Annotated in this window: 14 protein-coding genes; 10 read left to right on the top strand and 4 right to left on the bottom strand. The window is 64.7% G+C overall.

Going from position 1 to position 14,629, the window contains the following annotated elements; genetic code table 11:
* Positions 1–60: 60 nt before the first annotated feature.
* From LE197_RS22255 to LE197_RS22245, 3 genes are all read right to left on the bottom strand, one after another.
* On the bottom strand, positions 61–2,088 hold the full coding sequence (locus LE197_RS22255; RefSeq protein ID WP_003123400.1) for a c-type cytochrome: 2,028 nt from the start codon (positions 2,086–2,088) through the stop codon (positions 61–63).
* Positions 2,089–2,430: 342 nt separating this feature from the next.
* Positions 2,431–2,655 carry a hypothetical protein gene (locus LE197_RS22250; protein ID WP_003094765.1) on the bottom strand — a complete coding sequence of 75 codons (225 nt, stop codon included), beginning with the start codon at positions 2,653–2,655 and terminating at the stop codon, positions 2,431–2,433.
* 137 nt (positions 2,656–2,792) lie between these two features.
* Positions 2,793–3,761, bottom strand: a complete 969-nt coding sequence (locus LE197_RS22245; protein ID WP_003094763.1) for a polyprenyl synthetase family protein — start codon at positions 3,759–3,761, stop codon at positions 2,793–2,795.
* Between the two features lie 240 nt (positions 3,762–4,001).
* Here LE197_RS22245 and rplU point away from each other — a divergent pair, with 240 nt between their 5' ends.
* From rplU to LE197_RS22220, 5 genes are all read left to right on the top strand, one after another.
* Complete coding sequence (gene rplU / locus LE197_RS22240) at positions 4,002–4,313, top strand: 50S ribosomal protein L21 (protein ID WP_003094761.1); 312 nt, start codon at positions 4,002–4,004, stop codon at positions 4,311–4,313.
* Between the two features lie 23 nt (positions 4,314–4,336).
* Entirely contained in the window at positions 4,337–4,594 is a 258-nt protein-coding gene (rpmA, locus tag LE197_RS22235) for a 50S ribosomal protein L27 (protein ID WP_003094760.1), read from the top strand.
* 140 nt (positions 4,595–4,734) lie between these two features.
* A complete protein-coding gene (gene cgtA, locus LE197_RS22230) occupies positions 4,735–5,955 on the top strand; it encodes an Obg family GTPase CgtA (RefSeq protein WP_003094758.1) in 1,221 nt (406 codons plus the stop codon).
* 70 nt (positions 5,956–6,025) lie between these two features.
* Positions 6,026–7,144 carry a glutamate 5-kinase gene (gene proB, locus LE197_RS22225; protein WP_003094756.1) on the top strand — a complete coding sequence of 373 codons (1,119 nt, stop codon included), beginning with the start codon at positions 6,026–6,028 and terminating at the stop codon, positions 7,142–7,144.
* An 11-nt stretch (positions 7,145–7,155) separates the two neighbouring features.
* A complete protein-coding gene (locus LE197_RS22220; protein WP_003094746.1) occupies positions 7,156–7,620 on the top strand; it encodes a CreA family protein in 465 nt (154 codons plus the stop codon).
* A 66-nt stretch (positions 7,621–7,686) separates the two neighbouring features.
* Here the strand turns inward: LE197_RS22220 and rpsT are convergent, their stop codons facing one another.
* Positions 7,687–7,962, bottom strand: coding sequence for a 30S ribosomal protein S20 (gene rpsT / locus LE197_RS22215; protein WP_003094744.1), 276 nt, complete (start codon positions 7,960–7,962; stop codon positions 7,687–7,689).
* 283 nt (positions 7,963–8,245) lie between these two features.
* Between rpsT and murJ the strand changes: the two genes are divergently transcribed.
* From murJ to fkpB, 5 genes are all read left to right on the top strand, one after another.
* Positions 8,246–9,784, top strand: a complete 1,539-nt coding sequence (murJ, locus tag LE197_RS22210) for a murein biosynthesis integral membrane protein MurJ (RefSeq protein WP_023435611.1) — start codon at positions 8,246–8,248, stop codon at positions 9,782–9,784.
* A gap of 96 nt (positions 9,785–9,880) precedes the next feature.
* A complete protein-coding gene (gene ribF, locus LE197_RS22205; protein ID WP_003110419.1) occupies positions 9,881–10,819 on the top strand; it encodes a bifunctional riboflavin kinase/FAD synthetase in 939 nt (312 codons plus the stop codon).
* A gap of 23 nt (positions 10,820–10,842) precedes the next feature.
* A complete protein-coding gene (gene ileS / locus LE197_RS22200; RefSeq protein WP_003102617.1) occupies positions 10,843–13,674 on the top strand; it encodes an isoleucine--tRNA ligase in 2,832 nt (943 codons plus the stop codon).
* Positions 13,667–14,176, top strand: a complete 510-nt coding sequence (gene lspA, locus LE197_RS22195; protein ID WP_003102615.1) for a signal peptidase II — start codon at positions 13,667–13,669, stop codon at positions 14,174–14,176. Before ileS ends, lspA begins: the two co-directional genes overlap by 8 nt.
* Positions 14,169–14,609 carry an FKBP-type peptidyl-prolyl cis-trans isomerase gene (gene fkpB / locus LE197_RS22190; protein WP_023108763.1) on the top strand — a complete coding sequence of 147 codons (441 nt, stop codon included), beginning with the start codon at positions 14,169–14,171 and terminating at the stop codon, positions 14,607–14,609. Before lspA ends, fkpB begins: the two co-directional genes overlap by 8 nt.
* Positions 14,610–14,629 lie beyond the last annotated feature (20 nt).

The raw sequence follows: 14,629 nt of genomic DNA, 5'->3' as shown, positions 1-14,629 counted from the left end.
GCCCCAGGAAGGAGCGAAACGCCCCGTCGAAGCATCGACGGGGCGTTTTTCATTGCGGCATCAGTAGCGGGCATCCAGCGGACGCTTGTCCTTCGGCCAGTCCTTGATCTTGTCCGGGAAGTCCGGGCGCGGCTGGTGCGAAAAGTACTCCGCGACGTCCACTGCGTCCTGGTCGCTGAGGCCGCCCTGGCCGAGCGGGAAGCGTTCCTGGAAGCCGACCGGCATGTTGTGCTTGACGAAGGCGGCAGCGGTGAAGGTCCGCGCCATGCCGGCGCCGATATTGAACGACTCGTCGCCCCACAGCGGTGGGAAGAGCATCTCGCCGGCGCTGTTCCTCAGCCCCTCGCCATTCTCGCCATGACACACCGCGCATTGTCGGGCGTAGACCTTGCGGCCGTTCTCCGGGTCGGGCTTCAGCGCCGGGTCGACCTTGCCGACGCCGCGGCCGGCGACCTTGTCCTGCGGCCGGGTGTTGTTCTTCATCCAGTCGAAGTAGGCCACCATCGCCTGCATGTCGGCAGAGTCCGGCGGCAGAGGCTTACCGTTCATCGAGCGCCGGAAGCAGCCGTTGATGCGCTCCTCCAGGCCGATGACCTTGCCCGCCCGGGGCGCGTAGCTGGGGAAGAACGCCGAGACGCCGACGAAGGGCGAGCCGTCGGCTACGGTTCCAGCGTTCAGGTGGCAACTGGTGCAGTTCAACTGGTTGCCGACGTTCGCCGGCAGCAGCTCGCGGGTCTCCAGGTGCAGGCGCATGCCGCGTACCACCTGTTCGGCGTTCGGCGCCGCGAGCATGTCCGCCAGGCGTGGAGAGACGAAGGTCGTGGCCGGGCCGTTGCCGGCCTCGATCCGCTGGCGCAGTTTCTTCACCTGGCCGGCATCGATCGACGAACCCTGGTTGCCCCAACTGCTGCGGACGAAGCTGAGGATCTCGGCGATTTCGCGGTCTTCCAGCTGGGCGAAGCCGGGCATGGTGTAGACCCGCGAGTGGGTTGCGGTCTCCGCGGTTTTCCAGCCGGTAAGGGTGATATGCAGTAGCGTGCTCGGGTTGGCCGAAGCGACCGTGGGGTTGCCGGCCAGCGGCGGGAACATACCCGGGACGCCGCTGCCGTCCTTGCGGTGGCAGTCGGAGCAGAACTGCGCGTAGCCGAGACCGCCCCGCGAGCTGTACAGGTCGACCGGTGCTGCCAGTGGGCGTTCGCTGTCGGGCATGGGCAGGTCGTCCTTGCCGGCCGGCAGGGACTTCAGGTAGCTGGCGATGGCCAGCAGATCGTCGTCGCTGAAGTGCTGGGTGCTGTGGTGGATGACATCGGTCATGCTGCCGGACACCGTGGCGAAGCGGTTCTGCCCGGTCTTCAGCAACTGCACGGTGTCCTCCACCGTCCACAGGTTGCGCAGGCTCAGCGCTTGCCATTGTTCGACGGTTTCGCCGGCGAGGTAGAGCTGCCCGGAACGACCGGCTTCGCTCATGGCTTTTTCCTGGAAGGCGATGCCGCGCGGAGTATGGCAGGCGCCGCAGTGGCCGAGTCCCTGTACCAGGTAGGCGCCGCGGTTGATCACCGGGTCCGCGTCGCTGGAGGGGGTGAACGGCGCGTCGTCGAGGAATGCCCAGTTCCACAGCGACAGGCCCCAGCGCTGGTTGAACGGCCAGCTCATCGCGCTCGGCGTATTCGCCTGGGTGACGGGTTGCACGCCGTGCATCAGGTAGGCGTACAGCGCACGCATGTCTTCTTCGCTGATCTTGGCGTAGGACGGGTAGGGCATCGCCGGATAGAGATTCACTCCCTCGGCGGTCACCCCCTTGCGCATGGCGCGGGCGAACTCTTCGAAGCTGTAGCGGCCGATGCCGGTCTCCCGGTCGGGAGTGATGTTGGTCGAGTAGATGGTACCCATTGGCGTCTTCAGCTCCAGGCCGCCGGCCATCGGCGCGCCCTGCGGGCCGGTATGGCAGGCGATGCAGTCGCCGAGCTGGGCCACGTAGCGGCCTTTTTCGATGAGCGCAGCGTCCGTGGTCGGTTCGCTGGCATGGAGCAGGGGAACGATGGAGCACAGCGCGCCGAGCAAGCCGAGGCGCGGGAAAGAAGCAGGCATTTCCTCATCCTTAGGCGTAGGCGTGGGGCGGTCCCCTCGGCCACGGTCCATTCTTTTTTTCGTTATGCGGCCGTCGACAGGACGACGGTCACGCCGCTGTTGTAACGGCTTTCAGGCGAGGTCGGCTTGATGTGGATCAGGCAGGAATCCCTATCGCGGCTAGGGGCTGCCGGCGTGCTCGGGCGAGGCGTTGCGGAAAGACCGGGACATGAGGAAAGTGACTCCGGGAAGGTCGTCCGTGACCTTCCCGGAACCGGCCGGAGGCGCCTTTGCCTCCGTTCGTGCGATCCGCCTCCCGGGCAGCGGCGCACGGATGACGCGTCCTGGCGTCATCGCAAAGGCTCAGCGCAGGGCGCGGGCGTAGCAGAAGAGGAACAGGTTGCGTACCAGCTCCTTGAGGATCAGCGGTTCGCTCGAGTTCAACTCGTGCAGGTCCAGGCCGCCCTGGTCACGCAGTTCGTCCAGCGCGTCTTCTTCCAGGACTGCGCAGATTTCCCCGGTTTCCCGGTGCAGGATCCGCAGGTAGGGGTGTGGCCGATCAAGCCAGGCATCGATCAAATAAGTCATGGCGCTCATCTCCGTGACAAGACTGTGAGATGAGAATAATTCTTATTATCGTAATAGCAAGTCTTGATCGTGCCTTTCGTCGCAAAACGAAAACGCCGCCGTGAAAACGGCGGCGTTCGTCACAAGTCGAGCCCGGTTCAGTGGGTTCGGGCGACAGCGAATTCGCTGAGTTCGACCAGGGCGGAGCGGTATTCGTTGTCCGGCAGCGTATCCAGGCAGGCGATGGCGCGGGCGGCGTAGTCGCGGGCGAGGTTGGCGGTATAGTCCAGGGCGCCGGCAGCCTCGACGGCGGCACAGACGCTCTCCAGGTCCTGGCTGCCGCCTTGCTGGATGGCCTTGCGTACCAGCGCGGCCTGCTCCTCGGTGCCGTCGCGCATGGTGACGATCAGCGGTAGGGTGGGCTTGCCTTCGGCGAGGTCGTCGCCGACGTTCTTGCCGAGGGTCGCGGCGTCGCCGCGGTAGTCGAGCAGGTCGTCCACCAGTTGGAAGGCGATTCCCAGGTAGTCGCCGAAGCGGCGCAGTGCCTCGGACTGTTCCTCGCCGGCCTGGCACAGCGCGGCGGCGCTGTGGGTCGAGGCCTCGAAAAGCATCGCGGTCTTGCCGCGGATCACTTCCATGTAGGTCTCTTCGGTAGTGCTGGCGTCGCGTACCTTGGACAATTGCAGCACTTCGCCCTCGGCGATCACCCGGGTGGCCTGGGATATGATGCGCATGACCGGCATGGAACCCAGCTCGACCATCATTTCGAAGGAGCGGGCATAAAGGAAGTCGCCTACCAGCACGCTCGGCGCGTTGCCCCACAGGGCATTGGCGGTGGAGCGGCCGCGGCGCAGGCCGGAGGCGTCGACGACGTCGTCGTGCAGCAGAGTGGAGGTGTGCAGGAATTCGATGGTGGCGGCCAGCAGGCAGAGGTCGTCGCCCTTGTAGCCCAGGGTCTTGCCGGCGAGCAGGACCAGCAGCGGGCGCAGGCGCTTGCCGCCGGCGGAGATGATGTAGTCGCCGATCTTTTCCACCAGGGGAACGCGGGAGGTGAGTTGGCGACGGATGATCCCGTCGACGGCGGTGAAATCTTCCGCCACCACGCGGTAGAAGGCCTGGGGTTGCATCAGTGACAATAGCTCCACAAAGATTGCGCGGCATGCTAGGTGGCAGGGGGGGGACTGTCAAGGAAAGGCCCGTGGCACTTGCCTCGGCCTGGACCTTTCCGTACAATCGCGGGCCCTGAACTTCCTTGGCATACCCTGCCTTACGCAATTGCACGGGCGTCCGATCCGACCCCATGCAGCCATGCCGGCCGATTCCTACTTCTATAAAGCGTCGGGTGAGCAGGTTTAACGGAGATACACATGTACGCAGTGATTGTTACCGGTGGCAAGCAGCACAAAGTCACCGAAGGCGAATTCCTCAAGGTCGAGAAACTCGACGTCGCTACCGGCGAAGCGATCGATTTCGACCGCGTCCTGCTGGTTGCCAATGGCGAAGACGTGAAAATCGGCCTGCCGGTCGTCGAAGGTGCGAAGGTTACCGCTGAAGTGGTTTCCCACGGCCGTCACGACAAGGTCCGCATCATCAAGTTCCGCCGTCGTAAGCACCACATGAAGCGTCAGGGCCACCGCCAGTGGTTCACTGAAATCAAGATCACCGGCATTCAGGCCTAATTCCTTTCTGGAGGATATGACTCATGGCACACAAAAAAGCTGGCGGTTCTACCCGCAACGGCCGCGACTCAGAAAGTAAACGCCTTGGCGTGAAACTGTTCGGCGGCCAGGCTGTAAAGGCTGGCAACATCCTGGTTCGTCAGCGCGGCACCAAATTCCACGCCGGTTACGGCGTTGGCCTGGGCAAGGACCACACCCTGTTCGCGAAAGTGGACGGCGTGGTCAAGTTTGAGACCAAAGGCGCCTTTGGTCGCAAATACGTGAGCATCGTTGCTGCCTAAGCAATAGCTCGCTGAAAAAGCCCTGTCTCGCGACGGGGCTTTTTTGTTTCTGCGCCGGCTTCCGGCCATGCCCTGCTTTCGGGGCATCCTGTATCCTATGTTTTTTCTGTTAACCCGCCCTCGTGGTGGGAGGCATATCCATGAAATTCGTCGATGAAGTATCAATCCACGTGAAAGCCGGTGACGGCGGCAATGGCCTCATGAGCTTTCGTCGCGAGAAGTTCATCGAAAAGGGCGGTCCCAACGGCGGCGACGGTGGCGATGGCGGTTCCATCTACCTGGAAGCCGACGTCAACCTGAACACCCTGGTCGACTATCGCTACACCCGCCGTTTCGATGCCCAGCGCGGCGAGAACGGCGGCAGCAAGGACTGCACCGGGGCCAAGGGCGACGACCTGATCCTGCCGGTGCCGGTCGGTACTACCGTGATCGACGCCAATACCCAGGAGATCATCGGCGACCTGACCGAGCCCGGTCAGCGGCTGATGGTCGCGCAGGGCGGCTGGCATGGCCTCGGTAACACCCGTTTCAAATCCAGTACCAATCGGGCGCCGCGCCAGACCACCCCGGGCAAGCCGGGCGAGGCGCGCGACCTCAAGCTGGAACTGAAGGTGCTGGCCGACGTCGGCCTGCTGGGACTGCCGAATGCCGGCAAGAGCACTTTCATCCGCGCAGTGTCCGCGGCCAAGCCGAAGGTGGCCGACTATCCGTTCACCACCCTGGTGCCGAACCTCGGCGTGGTCAGCGTCGGTCGCTACAAGAGCTTCGTGGTCGCCGACATTCCCGGCCTGATCGAAGGTGCCGCCGAAGGCGCCGGGCTGGGCATCCGCTTCCTCAAGCATCTGGCGCGGACCCGTATCCTCCTGCATCTGGTGGACATGGCGCCGCTGGACGAAAGCGATCCGGCCGATGCCGCCGAGGTCATCGTTCGCGAGCTGGGTCGCTTCAGTCCGGCGCTGACCGAGCGCGAGCGCTGGCTGGTGCTGAACAAGATGGACCAGATCCTCGATCCGGCCGAGCGCGAGGCGCGCAAGCAGGCGGTGATCGAGCGGTTGGGCTGGGAAGGCCCGGTCTATGTGATCTCCGCCCTGGAGCGCGATGGCACCGAGGCGCTCAGCCAGGACATCATGCGCTATCTCGACGAGCGTACCCTGCGCCTGGAAGAAGATCCGCAGTATGCCGAGGAGCTGGCCGAACTCGACCGGCGTATCGAGGACGAGGCGCGGGCCCGTCTGCAGGCCCTGGACGATGCGCGCGCGCTGCGGCGTTCGGGGCTGAAGAACGCTGGTGCGGTGGATGACGATGATTTCGATGATGAGGAAGACGACGGCGACGGTCCGGAGATCTTCTACGTTCCCTGATGGCGTGATACCCCGCCGGGCGGGCCGGCGGGGCTGAAGAGTCGAAGCCTGGGCTTCTAAGGTTGAGGGTATGCGGGACAAGGTGACTGGCGCGCGGCGCTGGGTGGTGAAGATCGGTAGCGCCCTGCTGACGGCCGATGGCCGTGGGCTGGATCGCAATGCCATGGCCGTTTGGGTCGAGCAGATGGTGGCGCTGCATTGCGCCGGCATCGAGCTGGTGCTGGTGTCGTCCGGCGCCGTCGCCGCCGGTATGAGCCGCCTGGGCTGGGTGTCCCGACCTAGCGCGATGCACGAACTCCAGGCCGCCGCCTCGGTGGGACAGATGGGGTTGGTGCAGGCCTGGGAGTCCAGCTTCGCCCTGCATGGCCTGCAGACCGCCCAGGTGTTGCTGACCCATGACGACCTCTCCGACCGCAAGCGCTACCTGAACGCCCGCAGCACCCTGCGGACCCTGGTCGAGCTGGGCGTGGTCCCGGTGATCAACGAGAACGACACGGTGGTCACCGACGAGATCCGCTTCGGCGACAACGACACCCTGGCGGCACTGGTGGCCAACCTGGTCGAGGCCGACCTGCTGGTGATCCTTACCGATCGCGACGGGATGTTCGACGCCGATCCGCGCAACAATCCCGATGCCCAACTGATCTACGAGGCGCGTGCCGACGATCCGCAGCTCGATGCGGTGGCCGGCGGCAGTGCCGGCGCCCTGGGGCGCGGCGGAATGCAGACCAAGCTGCGGGCGGCGCGCCTGGCGGCGCGTTCCGGCGGGCATACGGTGATCGTCGGCGGGCGTATCGAGCGTGTCCTCGACCGCCTGCGCGCCGGCGAACGCCTCGGCACCCTGTTGACCCCTGATCGCAGTCGCAAGGCGGCGCGCAAGCAGTGGCTGGCCGGCCACTTGCAGATGCGCGGCACCCTGGTGCTGGACGATGGGGCGGTGAAGGCGGTGAGCCAGGATCACAAGAGCCTGTTGCCGGTTGGGGTCAAGGCGGTCCAGGGCAGCTTCCGTCGCGGCGAGATGGTGGTCTGTGTGGACCAGGGCGGGCGCGAAGTGGCGCGCGGCCTGGTCAACTACAGTGCGCTGGAGGCGCAGAAGATCCTCGGTCAGCCGACGGATGCCATCGAGGCCTTGCTCGGTTACGTGGATGGGCCGGAGCTGGTGCATCGCGACAATCTGGTTCTGGTCTGAGGAGAGGGCGAATGCGCAAGCTCGCGGGGTTGCTGGGTGGTCTGCTGCTGTTGCCGGCGCTTGCCGGGGCGGAGGAGATCGGCGAGGTTTCCACGGTGTTCAAGTGGGTCGGGCCGAACGACAAGATTGTCGTCGAGGCTTTCGACGATCCCAAGGTGCAGGGCGTGACCTGCTATCTGTCGCGCGCCAAGACCGGTGGGGTCAAGGGCGGCCTGGGGCTGGCGGAGGATCGCGCCGAGGCGTCGATCGCCTGTCGCCAGGTGGGGCCGATCCAGTTCAGTGGCGAACTCAAGGATGGCGAAGAGGTGTTCAAGCAGCGCACTTCGCTGGTGTTCAAAAGCATGCAGGTGGTGCGCTTCTTCGATCGCAAGCGCAATGCCTTGGTCTATCTGGTCTACAGCGACCGGGTGATCGAAGGTAGTCCGCAGAACGCGGTGACGGCGATTCCCCTCATGCCATGGCCGACCGCTCGCTGAAGCAAGCGAGTCGCGGGCAATAAAAAACCGGCCATTGGCCGGTTTTTTATTCGAGCAAGGCGTGCCTTAGGCGGCAGCGGTGCTGAGGGCCTTGATGTGGCCGCTCAGACGGCTCTTGTGACGAGCAGCCTTGTTCTTGTGGATGATGCCTTTGTCAGCCATGCGGTCGATCACCGGTACAGCGGCGGTGAAGGCGGCCTGGGCTTTTTCCAGGTCCTTGGCGTCGATGGCTTTCACGACGTTCTTGATGTAGGTGCGCACCATGGAGCGCAGGCTGGCGTTGTGGCTGCGACGCTTCTCAGCCTGTTTGGCGCGTTTTTTGGCGGAAGGTGTGTTGGCCACCGTCGAGCTCCTCGAAAAAAACTGGGTAAATAGCGAACAAATTAAGGCCGCGAATAATGCCGTCGCCTCCAGGGGTTGTCAAGGGGCTGCGCATGCGGCCGGAAAGATCGGCGACGGATGTCGCCTGCTTTCTTGCGGGTGATTTATTCCGGCGCGCATTCTACACTCGGCGCGCCCTTGCGGACCGCCGTTCGGCGGCGAGGGCGCACTCGCGCGATGAACCGGCCCGGCCGGTCGCGGTCTTGGACAGGATCAATTTCGACATGCCGGCAGCCCGACATCCATGAATCTTCTCAAATCATTGGCGGCGGTGAGTTCCATCACCATGCTGTCGCGGGTCCTCGGCTTCGTCCGCGATACCATCCTGGCGCGGATCTTCGGTGCCGGCCTCGCCACCGACGCCTTTTTCGTCGCCTTCAAGCTGCCCAACCTGTTGCGGCGGATCTTCGCCGAGGGGGCGTTTTCCCAGGCTTTCGTGCCGATCCTGGCAGAGTACAAGAACCAGCAGGGCGAGGAGGCGACGCGGACCTTCATCGCCTACGTTTCCGGCTTGCTCACGCTGGTGCTGGCGCTGGTCACGGCGCTCGGCATCCTCGCCGCGCCTTGGGTTATCTGGGTCACCGCGCCGGGCTTCGCCGATACCCCGGAAAAGTTCGCCCTGACCACCGACCTGCTGCGGGTGACCTTTCCTTATATATTGCTGATCTCGCTGTCGTCCCTGGCCGGCGCGATCCTCAACACCTGGAACCGCTTCTCTGTGCCGGCCTTCGTGCCGACCCTGCTGAACGTCGCAATGATCGGCTTCGCGCTGTTCCTCACGCCTTATTTCGATCCGCCGGTCATGGTGCTGGGCTGGGCGGTGCTGGCCGGCGGCCTGTTGCAGCTCCTCTATCAACTGCCGCACCTGAGGAAGATCGGCATGCTCGTGCTGCCGCGCCTGAACCTCAGGGACAGCGGCGTCTGGCGGGTGATGAAGCTGATGCTGCCGGCGATCCTGGGGGTCTCGGTGAGCCAGATCTCGCTGATCATCAACACCATCTTCGCCTCGTTCCTGGCAGCCGGTTCGGTGTCCTGGATGTACTACGCCGACCGCCTGATGGAGCTGCCTTCCGGCGTATTGGGCGTGGCGCTGGGGACGATTCTCCTGCCGATGCTGGCGAAGACCTATTCGAACAAGGATCGCCATGAGTACTCGCGCCTGCTCGACTGGGGCCTGCGCCTGTGCTTCCTGCTGGTGCTGCCGTGTTCGCTGGCCCTGGCGATCCTCGCCGAACCTCTGACCGTCTCGCTGTTCCAGTACGGCAAGTTCACCACGGTGGACGCGGCGATGACCCAGCGCGCGCTGGTCGCTTACTCCGTCGGCCTGCTCGGCATCATCCTGGTCAAGGTTCTTGCGCCGGGCTTCTATGCCCAGCAGAACATCCGTACGCCAGTGAAGATCGCGCTCTTCACCCTGGTTTCCACCCAGCTGATGAACCTGGCCTTCATCGGCCCGCTTCAGCATGCCGGCCTGGCCCTGTCCATCGGCCTGGCCGCCTGCCTGAATGCCGGGCTGCTCTACTGGCAACTGCGCAAGCAGCGTCTGTACCTGCCGCAACCGGGCTGGGCGAAGTTCCTGGTCAAGCTGGTGGTCGCGGTGCTGGTGATGTCGGCGGTGCTGCTGGCCACGATGCACTGGCTGCCGGCCTGGGAGCAGGGCGCCATGCTGGAGCGATTCCTGCGCCTCGGCCTGCTGGTGGTTGCCGGTCTCCTGGCCTATTTCGGTATGCTCGCGCTGCTGGGTTTCCGCCTGCGCGACTTTTCCCGTCGGGCGGTGCTGTGAAGCGCGTCCGGGCTGGCGGCGGGATCATGCCGTTTTGCCTGTTGTCCGGCGCCCGGTACGCGTATAATCGACCACTTTCTGAGCAATAAGCGTGCTATGCAGCTGCTTCGCGGACTACACAACCTGCAGCCCCTGGCCGGGGGCTGCGTCGCCACCATCGGTAACTTCGACGGCGTCCACCTCGGGCACCAGGCTATCCTGGCGCGTCTGCGCGAGCGCTCGCTGGAGCTGGGCGTACCCAGCTGCGTGGTGATTTTCGAGCCGCAGCCGCGCGAGTTCTTCTCCCCCGATTCGGCGCCGGTGCGTCTGACCCGCCTGCGCGAGAAACTCGAGTTGCTGCGTGGGCAGGGCGTCGACGTGGTGCTCTGCCTGGCCTTCAACCGCCGCTTGCGGGAGCTGTCGGCAGCCGAGTTCGTCCGCCAGGTCCTGGTCGATGGACTGGCGGTGCGGCACCTGGAAGTGGGCGACGATTTCCGTTTCGGCTGCGACCGCTCCGGTGACTTCGCCTTCCTGGTGAACGCCAGTCGCGAGCAGGGGTTCACCGTCGAGGCGGCCGCCACCGTCGAACTGGACGGCGTGCGGGTGAGCAGCACGCGGGTCCGCCAGGCCCTGGCCGAGGGCGACCTGCATCTCGCCGAGCGCCTTCTGGGGCGTCCCTTCAGCCTGAGCGGACGGGTCCTGCATGGACAGAAACTCGGCCGGCAACTGGGCTCGCCCACGGCCAACATTCAACTGAAACGGCGCAAGGCGCCGTTGAACGGGGTCTACCTGGTCAGTACGCTGGTCGATGGCCAGCGTTGCCAGGGGGTGGCGAACATCGGCACCCGCCCTTCGGTGAACGGCGACGGCCGTCCCCATCTGGAAGTGCACCTGCTCGATTTCGCCGGCGATCTATACGGCCGGCATCTGCAGGTGACCTTCCACCAGAAGCTGCGCGACGAGCAGCGTTTTGCCTCCCTGGAGGCACTCAAGGCGGCGATTCTCGCGGATATCGCCGCCGCCCGGGCCTACTGGCTGGGCCAACCGCTTGATTGAAGAGATCCTGAACAGGCCCTGAGATGACCGACTACAAAGCGACGCTAAACCTTCCGGAAACCGCCTTCCCAATGAAAGCCGGCCTGCCCCAGCGCGAGCCGGAAACCCTGAAGTTCTGGAACGACATCGGTCTGTACCAGAAGCTGCGGGCCATTGGCGGCGACCGTCCGAAGTTCGTCCTGCACGATGGCCCTCCGTACGCCAACGGCAGCATTCACATCGGTCACGCGGTCAACAAGATTCTCAAGGACATCATTGTCCGCTCCAAGACCCTGGCGGGCTACGACGCGCCCTATGTGCCGGGCTGGGATTGCCACGGCCTGCCCATCGAGCACAAGGTCGAGACCACCCACGGCAAGAATCTTCCGGCGGACAAGACCCGCGAACTGTGCCGCGAATACGCAGCCGAGCAGATCGAAGGGCAGAAGGCCGACTTCATCCGCCTGGGCGTGCTCGGCGAGTGGGACAACCCCTACAAGACCATGAATTTCGCCAACGAGGCGAACGAAATCCGCGCCCTCGCGGAAATGGTCAAGCAGGACTTCGTGTTCAAGGGCCTGAAGCCGGTCAACTGGTGCTTCGACTGTGGTTCGGCGCTGGCCGAGGCCGAGGTCGAGTACGCCGACAAGAAGTCGCCGACCATCGACGTCGGCTTCCCGGTGGCGGATGCCGACAAGCTGGCCGCGGCCTTCGGCCTGGCGGCCCTGGACAAGCCGGCGCAGATCGTCATCTGGACCACCACGCCCTGGACCATCCCGGCCAACCAGGCGCTGAACGTGCATCCGGAGATCGACTACGCGCTGGTCGATGCCGGCGATCGCTACCTGGTGCTGGCCGAGGCCCTGGTCGAGTCCTGCCTGGCGCGCTACCAGCGCGAGGGCAAGGTGGTCGCCACCGCCAAGGGCGAGGCGCTGGAACTGATCAACTTCCGCCATCCGTTCTACGAGCGCCTGTCGCCGGTGTACCTGGCCGACTACGTGGCCCTCGATGCCGGCACCGGTATCGTCCACTCGTCGCCGGCCTACGGCGAAGACGACTTCTATACCTGCAAGCGCTACGGGATGAGCAACGACGACATCCTCAGCCCGGTGCAGAGCAACGGCGTCTACGTCGACTCGTTGCCGTTCTTCGGCGGCCAGTTCATCTGGAAGGCCAACCCCAACGTGGTGGCCAAGCTGGAAGAGGTCGGCAGCCTGCTGGCCCACGAAACCATCAATCACAGCTACATGCACTGCTGGCGGCACAAGACGCCGCTGATCTATCGCGCCACCGCGCAGTGGTTCGTCGGCATGGACAAGCAGCCCAGGCAGGGTGCTTCCCTGCGCGAGCGAGCGCTGGAAGCCATCACCCAGACCGAATTCGTCCCGGGCTGGGGCCAGGCGCGTCTGCACGGAATGATCGCCGGGCGTCCCGACTGGTGCATCTCGCGCCAGCGCAACTGGGGCGTACCGATCCCGTTCTTCCTGCACAAGGCCAGTGGCGAACTGCATCCACGCACCGTGGAGCTGATGGAAGAGGTCGCGCAGCGAGTCGAGAAGGAAGGCATCGAAGCCTGGTTCAAGCTCGACGCCGCCGAGCTGCTCGGCGAGGAGGCCGCGCAGTACGAGAAGATCAACGACACCCTGGACGTCTGGTTCGACTCCGGCACCACCCATTGGCACGTGCTGCGTGGTTCCCACCGGATCGGCCATGCCAGCGGCCCGGTCGCCGATCTCTACCTGGAAGGTTCCGACCAGCACCGCGGCTGGTTCCACTCCTCGCTGCTGACCGGCTGCGCGATCGACAACCATGCGCCGTACCGCCAGTTGCTGACCCACGGTTTCACCGTCGACGAGTCCGGCCGCAAGATGTCCAAGTCGCTGGGCAACACCGTGGTGCCGCAGACCGTCATCGATACCCTGGGCGCCGACATCCTGCGCCTGTGGGTGGCTTCGACCGATTACTCGGGCGAGATCGCGGTATCCCAGCAGATTCTCCAGCGTAGCGCCGATGCCTACCGGCGGATCCGCAATACCACGCGCTTCCTGCTGTCCAACCTGAACGGTTTCGATCCGGCCACGGATCTGCTGCCGCCCCAGGAAATGCTGGCCCTGGATCGCTGGGCGGTCGATCGCGCCCTGCTCTTGCAGCGCGAGATCGAAGAGGCGTACCGCGAGTACCGCTTCTGGAACGTCTATTCCAAGGTGCACAACTTCTGCGTACAGGAGCTGGGCGGGTTCTACCTGGACATCATCAAGGACCGCCAGTACACCACCGGCGCCAACAGCGTCGCCCGGCGCTCCTGCCAGACCGCACTGTTCCACATCGCCGAGGCCCTCGTGCGCTGGATCGCCCCGATCCTGGCGTTCACCGCCGAGGAAGTCTGGAAGTTCCTGCCCGGCGAGCGTGCCGAGTCGGTAATGCTCGCCACCTGGTACGACGGCCTCAGCGAACTGCCGGCCGACGTGACGCTGAATCGCCAGTACTGGGAGCAGGTCATGGCGGTGAAGGCCGCGGTCAACAAGGAGCTGGAGAACCAGCGCGCGGCCAAGGCCGTGGGCGGCAACCTGCAGGCCGAGGTCACCCTGTATGCGGAAGACGCGCTGCAGGCCCAATTGGCCAAGCTGGGCAACGAGCTACGCTTCGTCCTGATCACCTCGACCGCGACCCTGGCGCCGCTGTCGGCGGCTCCGGCCGACGCGGTGGACAGCGAAGTCGCCGGCCTCAAGCTGAAAGTGGTCAAGTCGACCCACGCCAAGTGCGGTCGTTGCTGGCACCATCGCGAGGACGTCGGTCAGCACGCTGCGCATCCTGACCTGTGCGGTCGCTGCATCGAGAACATCGAAGGCAGCGGCGAGGTTCGCCACTATGCCTGACGTCGATCGTTTCGGGCGCTTGCCCTGGTTGTGGATCACCGTGCTGGTGTTCGTCCTCGACCAGGTCAGCAAGGCGTTCTTCCAGGCCGAACTGAGCATGTACCAGCAGATCGTGGTGATCCCCGATCTGTTCAGCTGGACCCTGGCCTACAACACCGGTGCCGCCTTCAGCTTCCTGGCCGACAGCTCGGGCTGGCAGCGCTGGCTGTTCGCCCTGATCGCCATCGTCGTCAGCGCGATCCTGGTGGTCTGGCTGAAACGCCTGAAGAAAGGCGAGACCTGGTTGGCCATCGCCCTGGCGCTGGTGCTCGGCGGCGCCCTGGGCAACCTTTACGACCGCATGGTCCTTGGCCACGTGGTGGACTTCATCCTGGTGCACTGGCAGAACCGCTGGTACTTCCCGGCGTTCAACCTGGCCGATAGCGCCATCACCGTCGGCGCCGTCATGCTGGCGCTCGACATGTTCAGATCGAAGAAATCCGGAGAAGCCGCCCATGGCTGAGTCGACCCGCATTGGCCAGGAGAGCCGCGTCACCCTGCATTTCGCCCTCAAGCTGGAGGACGGCAACATCGTCGACAGCACCTTCGACAAGCAGCCGGCCTCGTTCAAGGTCGGCGACGGCAACCTGCTGCCGGGCTTCGAACAGGCGCTGTTCGGCTTGAAGGCTGGCGACAAGCGCACCCTGAGCATTCTTCCCGAGCAGGGTTTCGGCCAGCCGAATCCGCAGAACGTGCAGATCATGCCGCGCGACCAGTTCCAGGACATGGAGCTGGCCGAGGGCCTGCTGGTGATCTTCAACGACGCGGCCAAGACCGAACTGCCGGGCGTGGTCAAGGCGTTCGATGAGCAGCAGGTGACCGTCGACTTCAATCATCCGCTGGCCGGCAAGACCCTGGCCTTCGAAGTCGAGATCATTGACGTCCAGCCGGCCTGAACCGTCGGTCGCTGCGCCCT

This window comes from Pseudomonas sp. PS1(2021) (assembly GCF_020405165.1).
Taxonomy (GTDB): Bacteria; Pseudomonadota; Gammaproteobacteria; order Pseudomonadales; family Pseudomonadaceae; genus Pseudomonas; species Pseudomonas aeruginosa.
The sequence above is the reverse complement of the archived record's forward strand: the minus strand, read 5'-3'. Positions and strand labels throughout refer to the sequence as shown.

Excerpts from the sequence above, each read along its gene's own strand:
- LE197_RS22255 (WP_003123400.1), bottom strand. The coding sequence starts at position 2,088 with ATGCCTGCTTCTTTCCCGCGCCTCGGCTTGCTCGGCGCGCTGTGCTCC.
- LE197_RS22250 (WP_003094765.1), bottom strand. The coding sequence starts at position 2,655 with ATGACTTATTTGATCGATGCCTGGCTTGATCGGCCACACCCCTACCTG.
- LE197_RS22245 (WP_003094763.1), bottom strand. The coding sequence starts at position 3,761 with ATGCAACCCCAGGCCTTCTACCGCGTGGTGGCGGAAGATTTCACCGCC.
- rplU (WP_003094761.1), top strand. The coding sequence starts at position 4,002 with ATGTACGCAGTGATTGTTACCGGTGGCAAGCAGCACAAAGTCACCGAA.
- rpmA (WP_003094760.1), top strand. The coding sequence starts at position 4,337 with ATGGCACACAAAAAAGCTGGCGGTTCTACCCGCAACGGCCGCGACTCA.
- cgtA (WP_003094758.1), top strand. The coding sequence starts at position 4,735 with ATGAAATTCGTCGATGAAGTATCAATCCACGTGAAAGCCGGTGACGGC.
- proB (WP_003094756.1), top strand. The coding sequence starts at position 6,026 with ATGCGGGACAAGGTGACTGGCGCGCGGCGCTGGGTGGTGAAGATCGGT.
- LE197_RS22220 (WP_003094746.1), top strand. The coding sequence starts at position 7,156 with ATGCGCAAGCTCGCGGGGTTGCTGGGTGGTCTGCTGCTGTTGCCGGCG.
- murJ (WP_023435611.1), top strand. The coding sequence starts at position 8,246 with ATGAATCTTCTCAAATCATTGGCGGCGGTGAGTTCCATCACCATGCTG.
- ribF (WP_003110419.1), top strand. The coding sequence starts at position 9,881 with ATGCAGCTGCTTCGCGGACTACACAACCTGCAGCCCCTGGCCGGGGGC.
- ileS (WP_003102617.1), top strand. The coding sequence starts at position 10,843 with ATGACCGACTACAAAGCGACGCTAAACCTTCCGGAAACCGCCTTCCCA.
- lspA (WP_003102615.1), top strand. The coding sequence starts at position 13,667 with ATGCCTGACGTCGATCGTTTCGGGCGCTTGCCCTGGTTGTGGATCACC.
- fkpB (WP_023108763.1), top strand. The coding sequence starts at position 14,169 with ATGGCTGAGTCGACCCGCATTGGCCAGGAGAGCCGCGTCACCCTGCAT.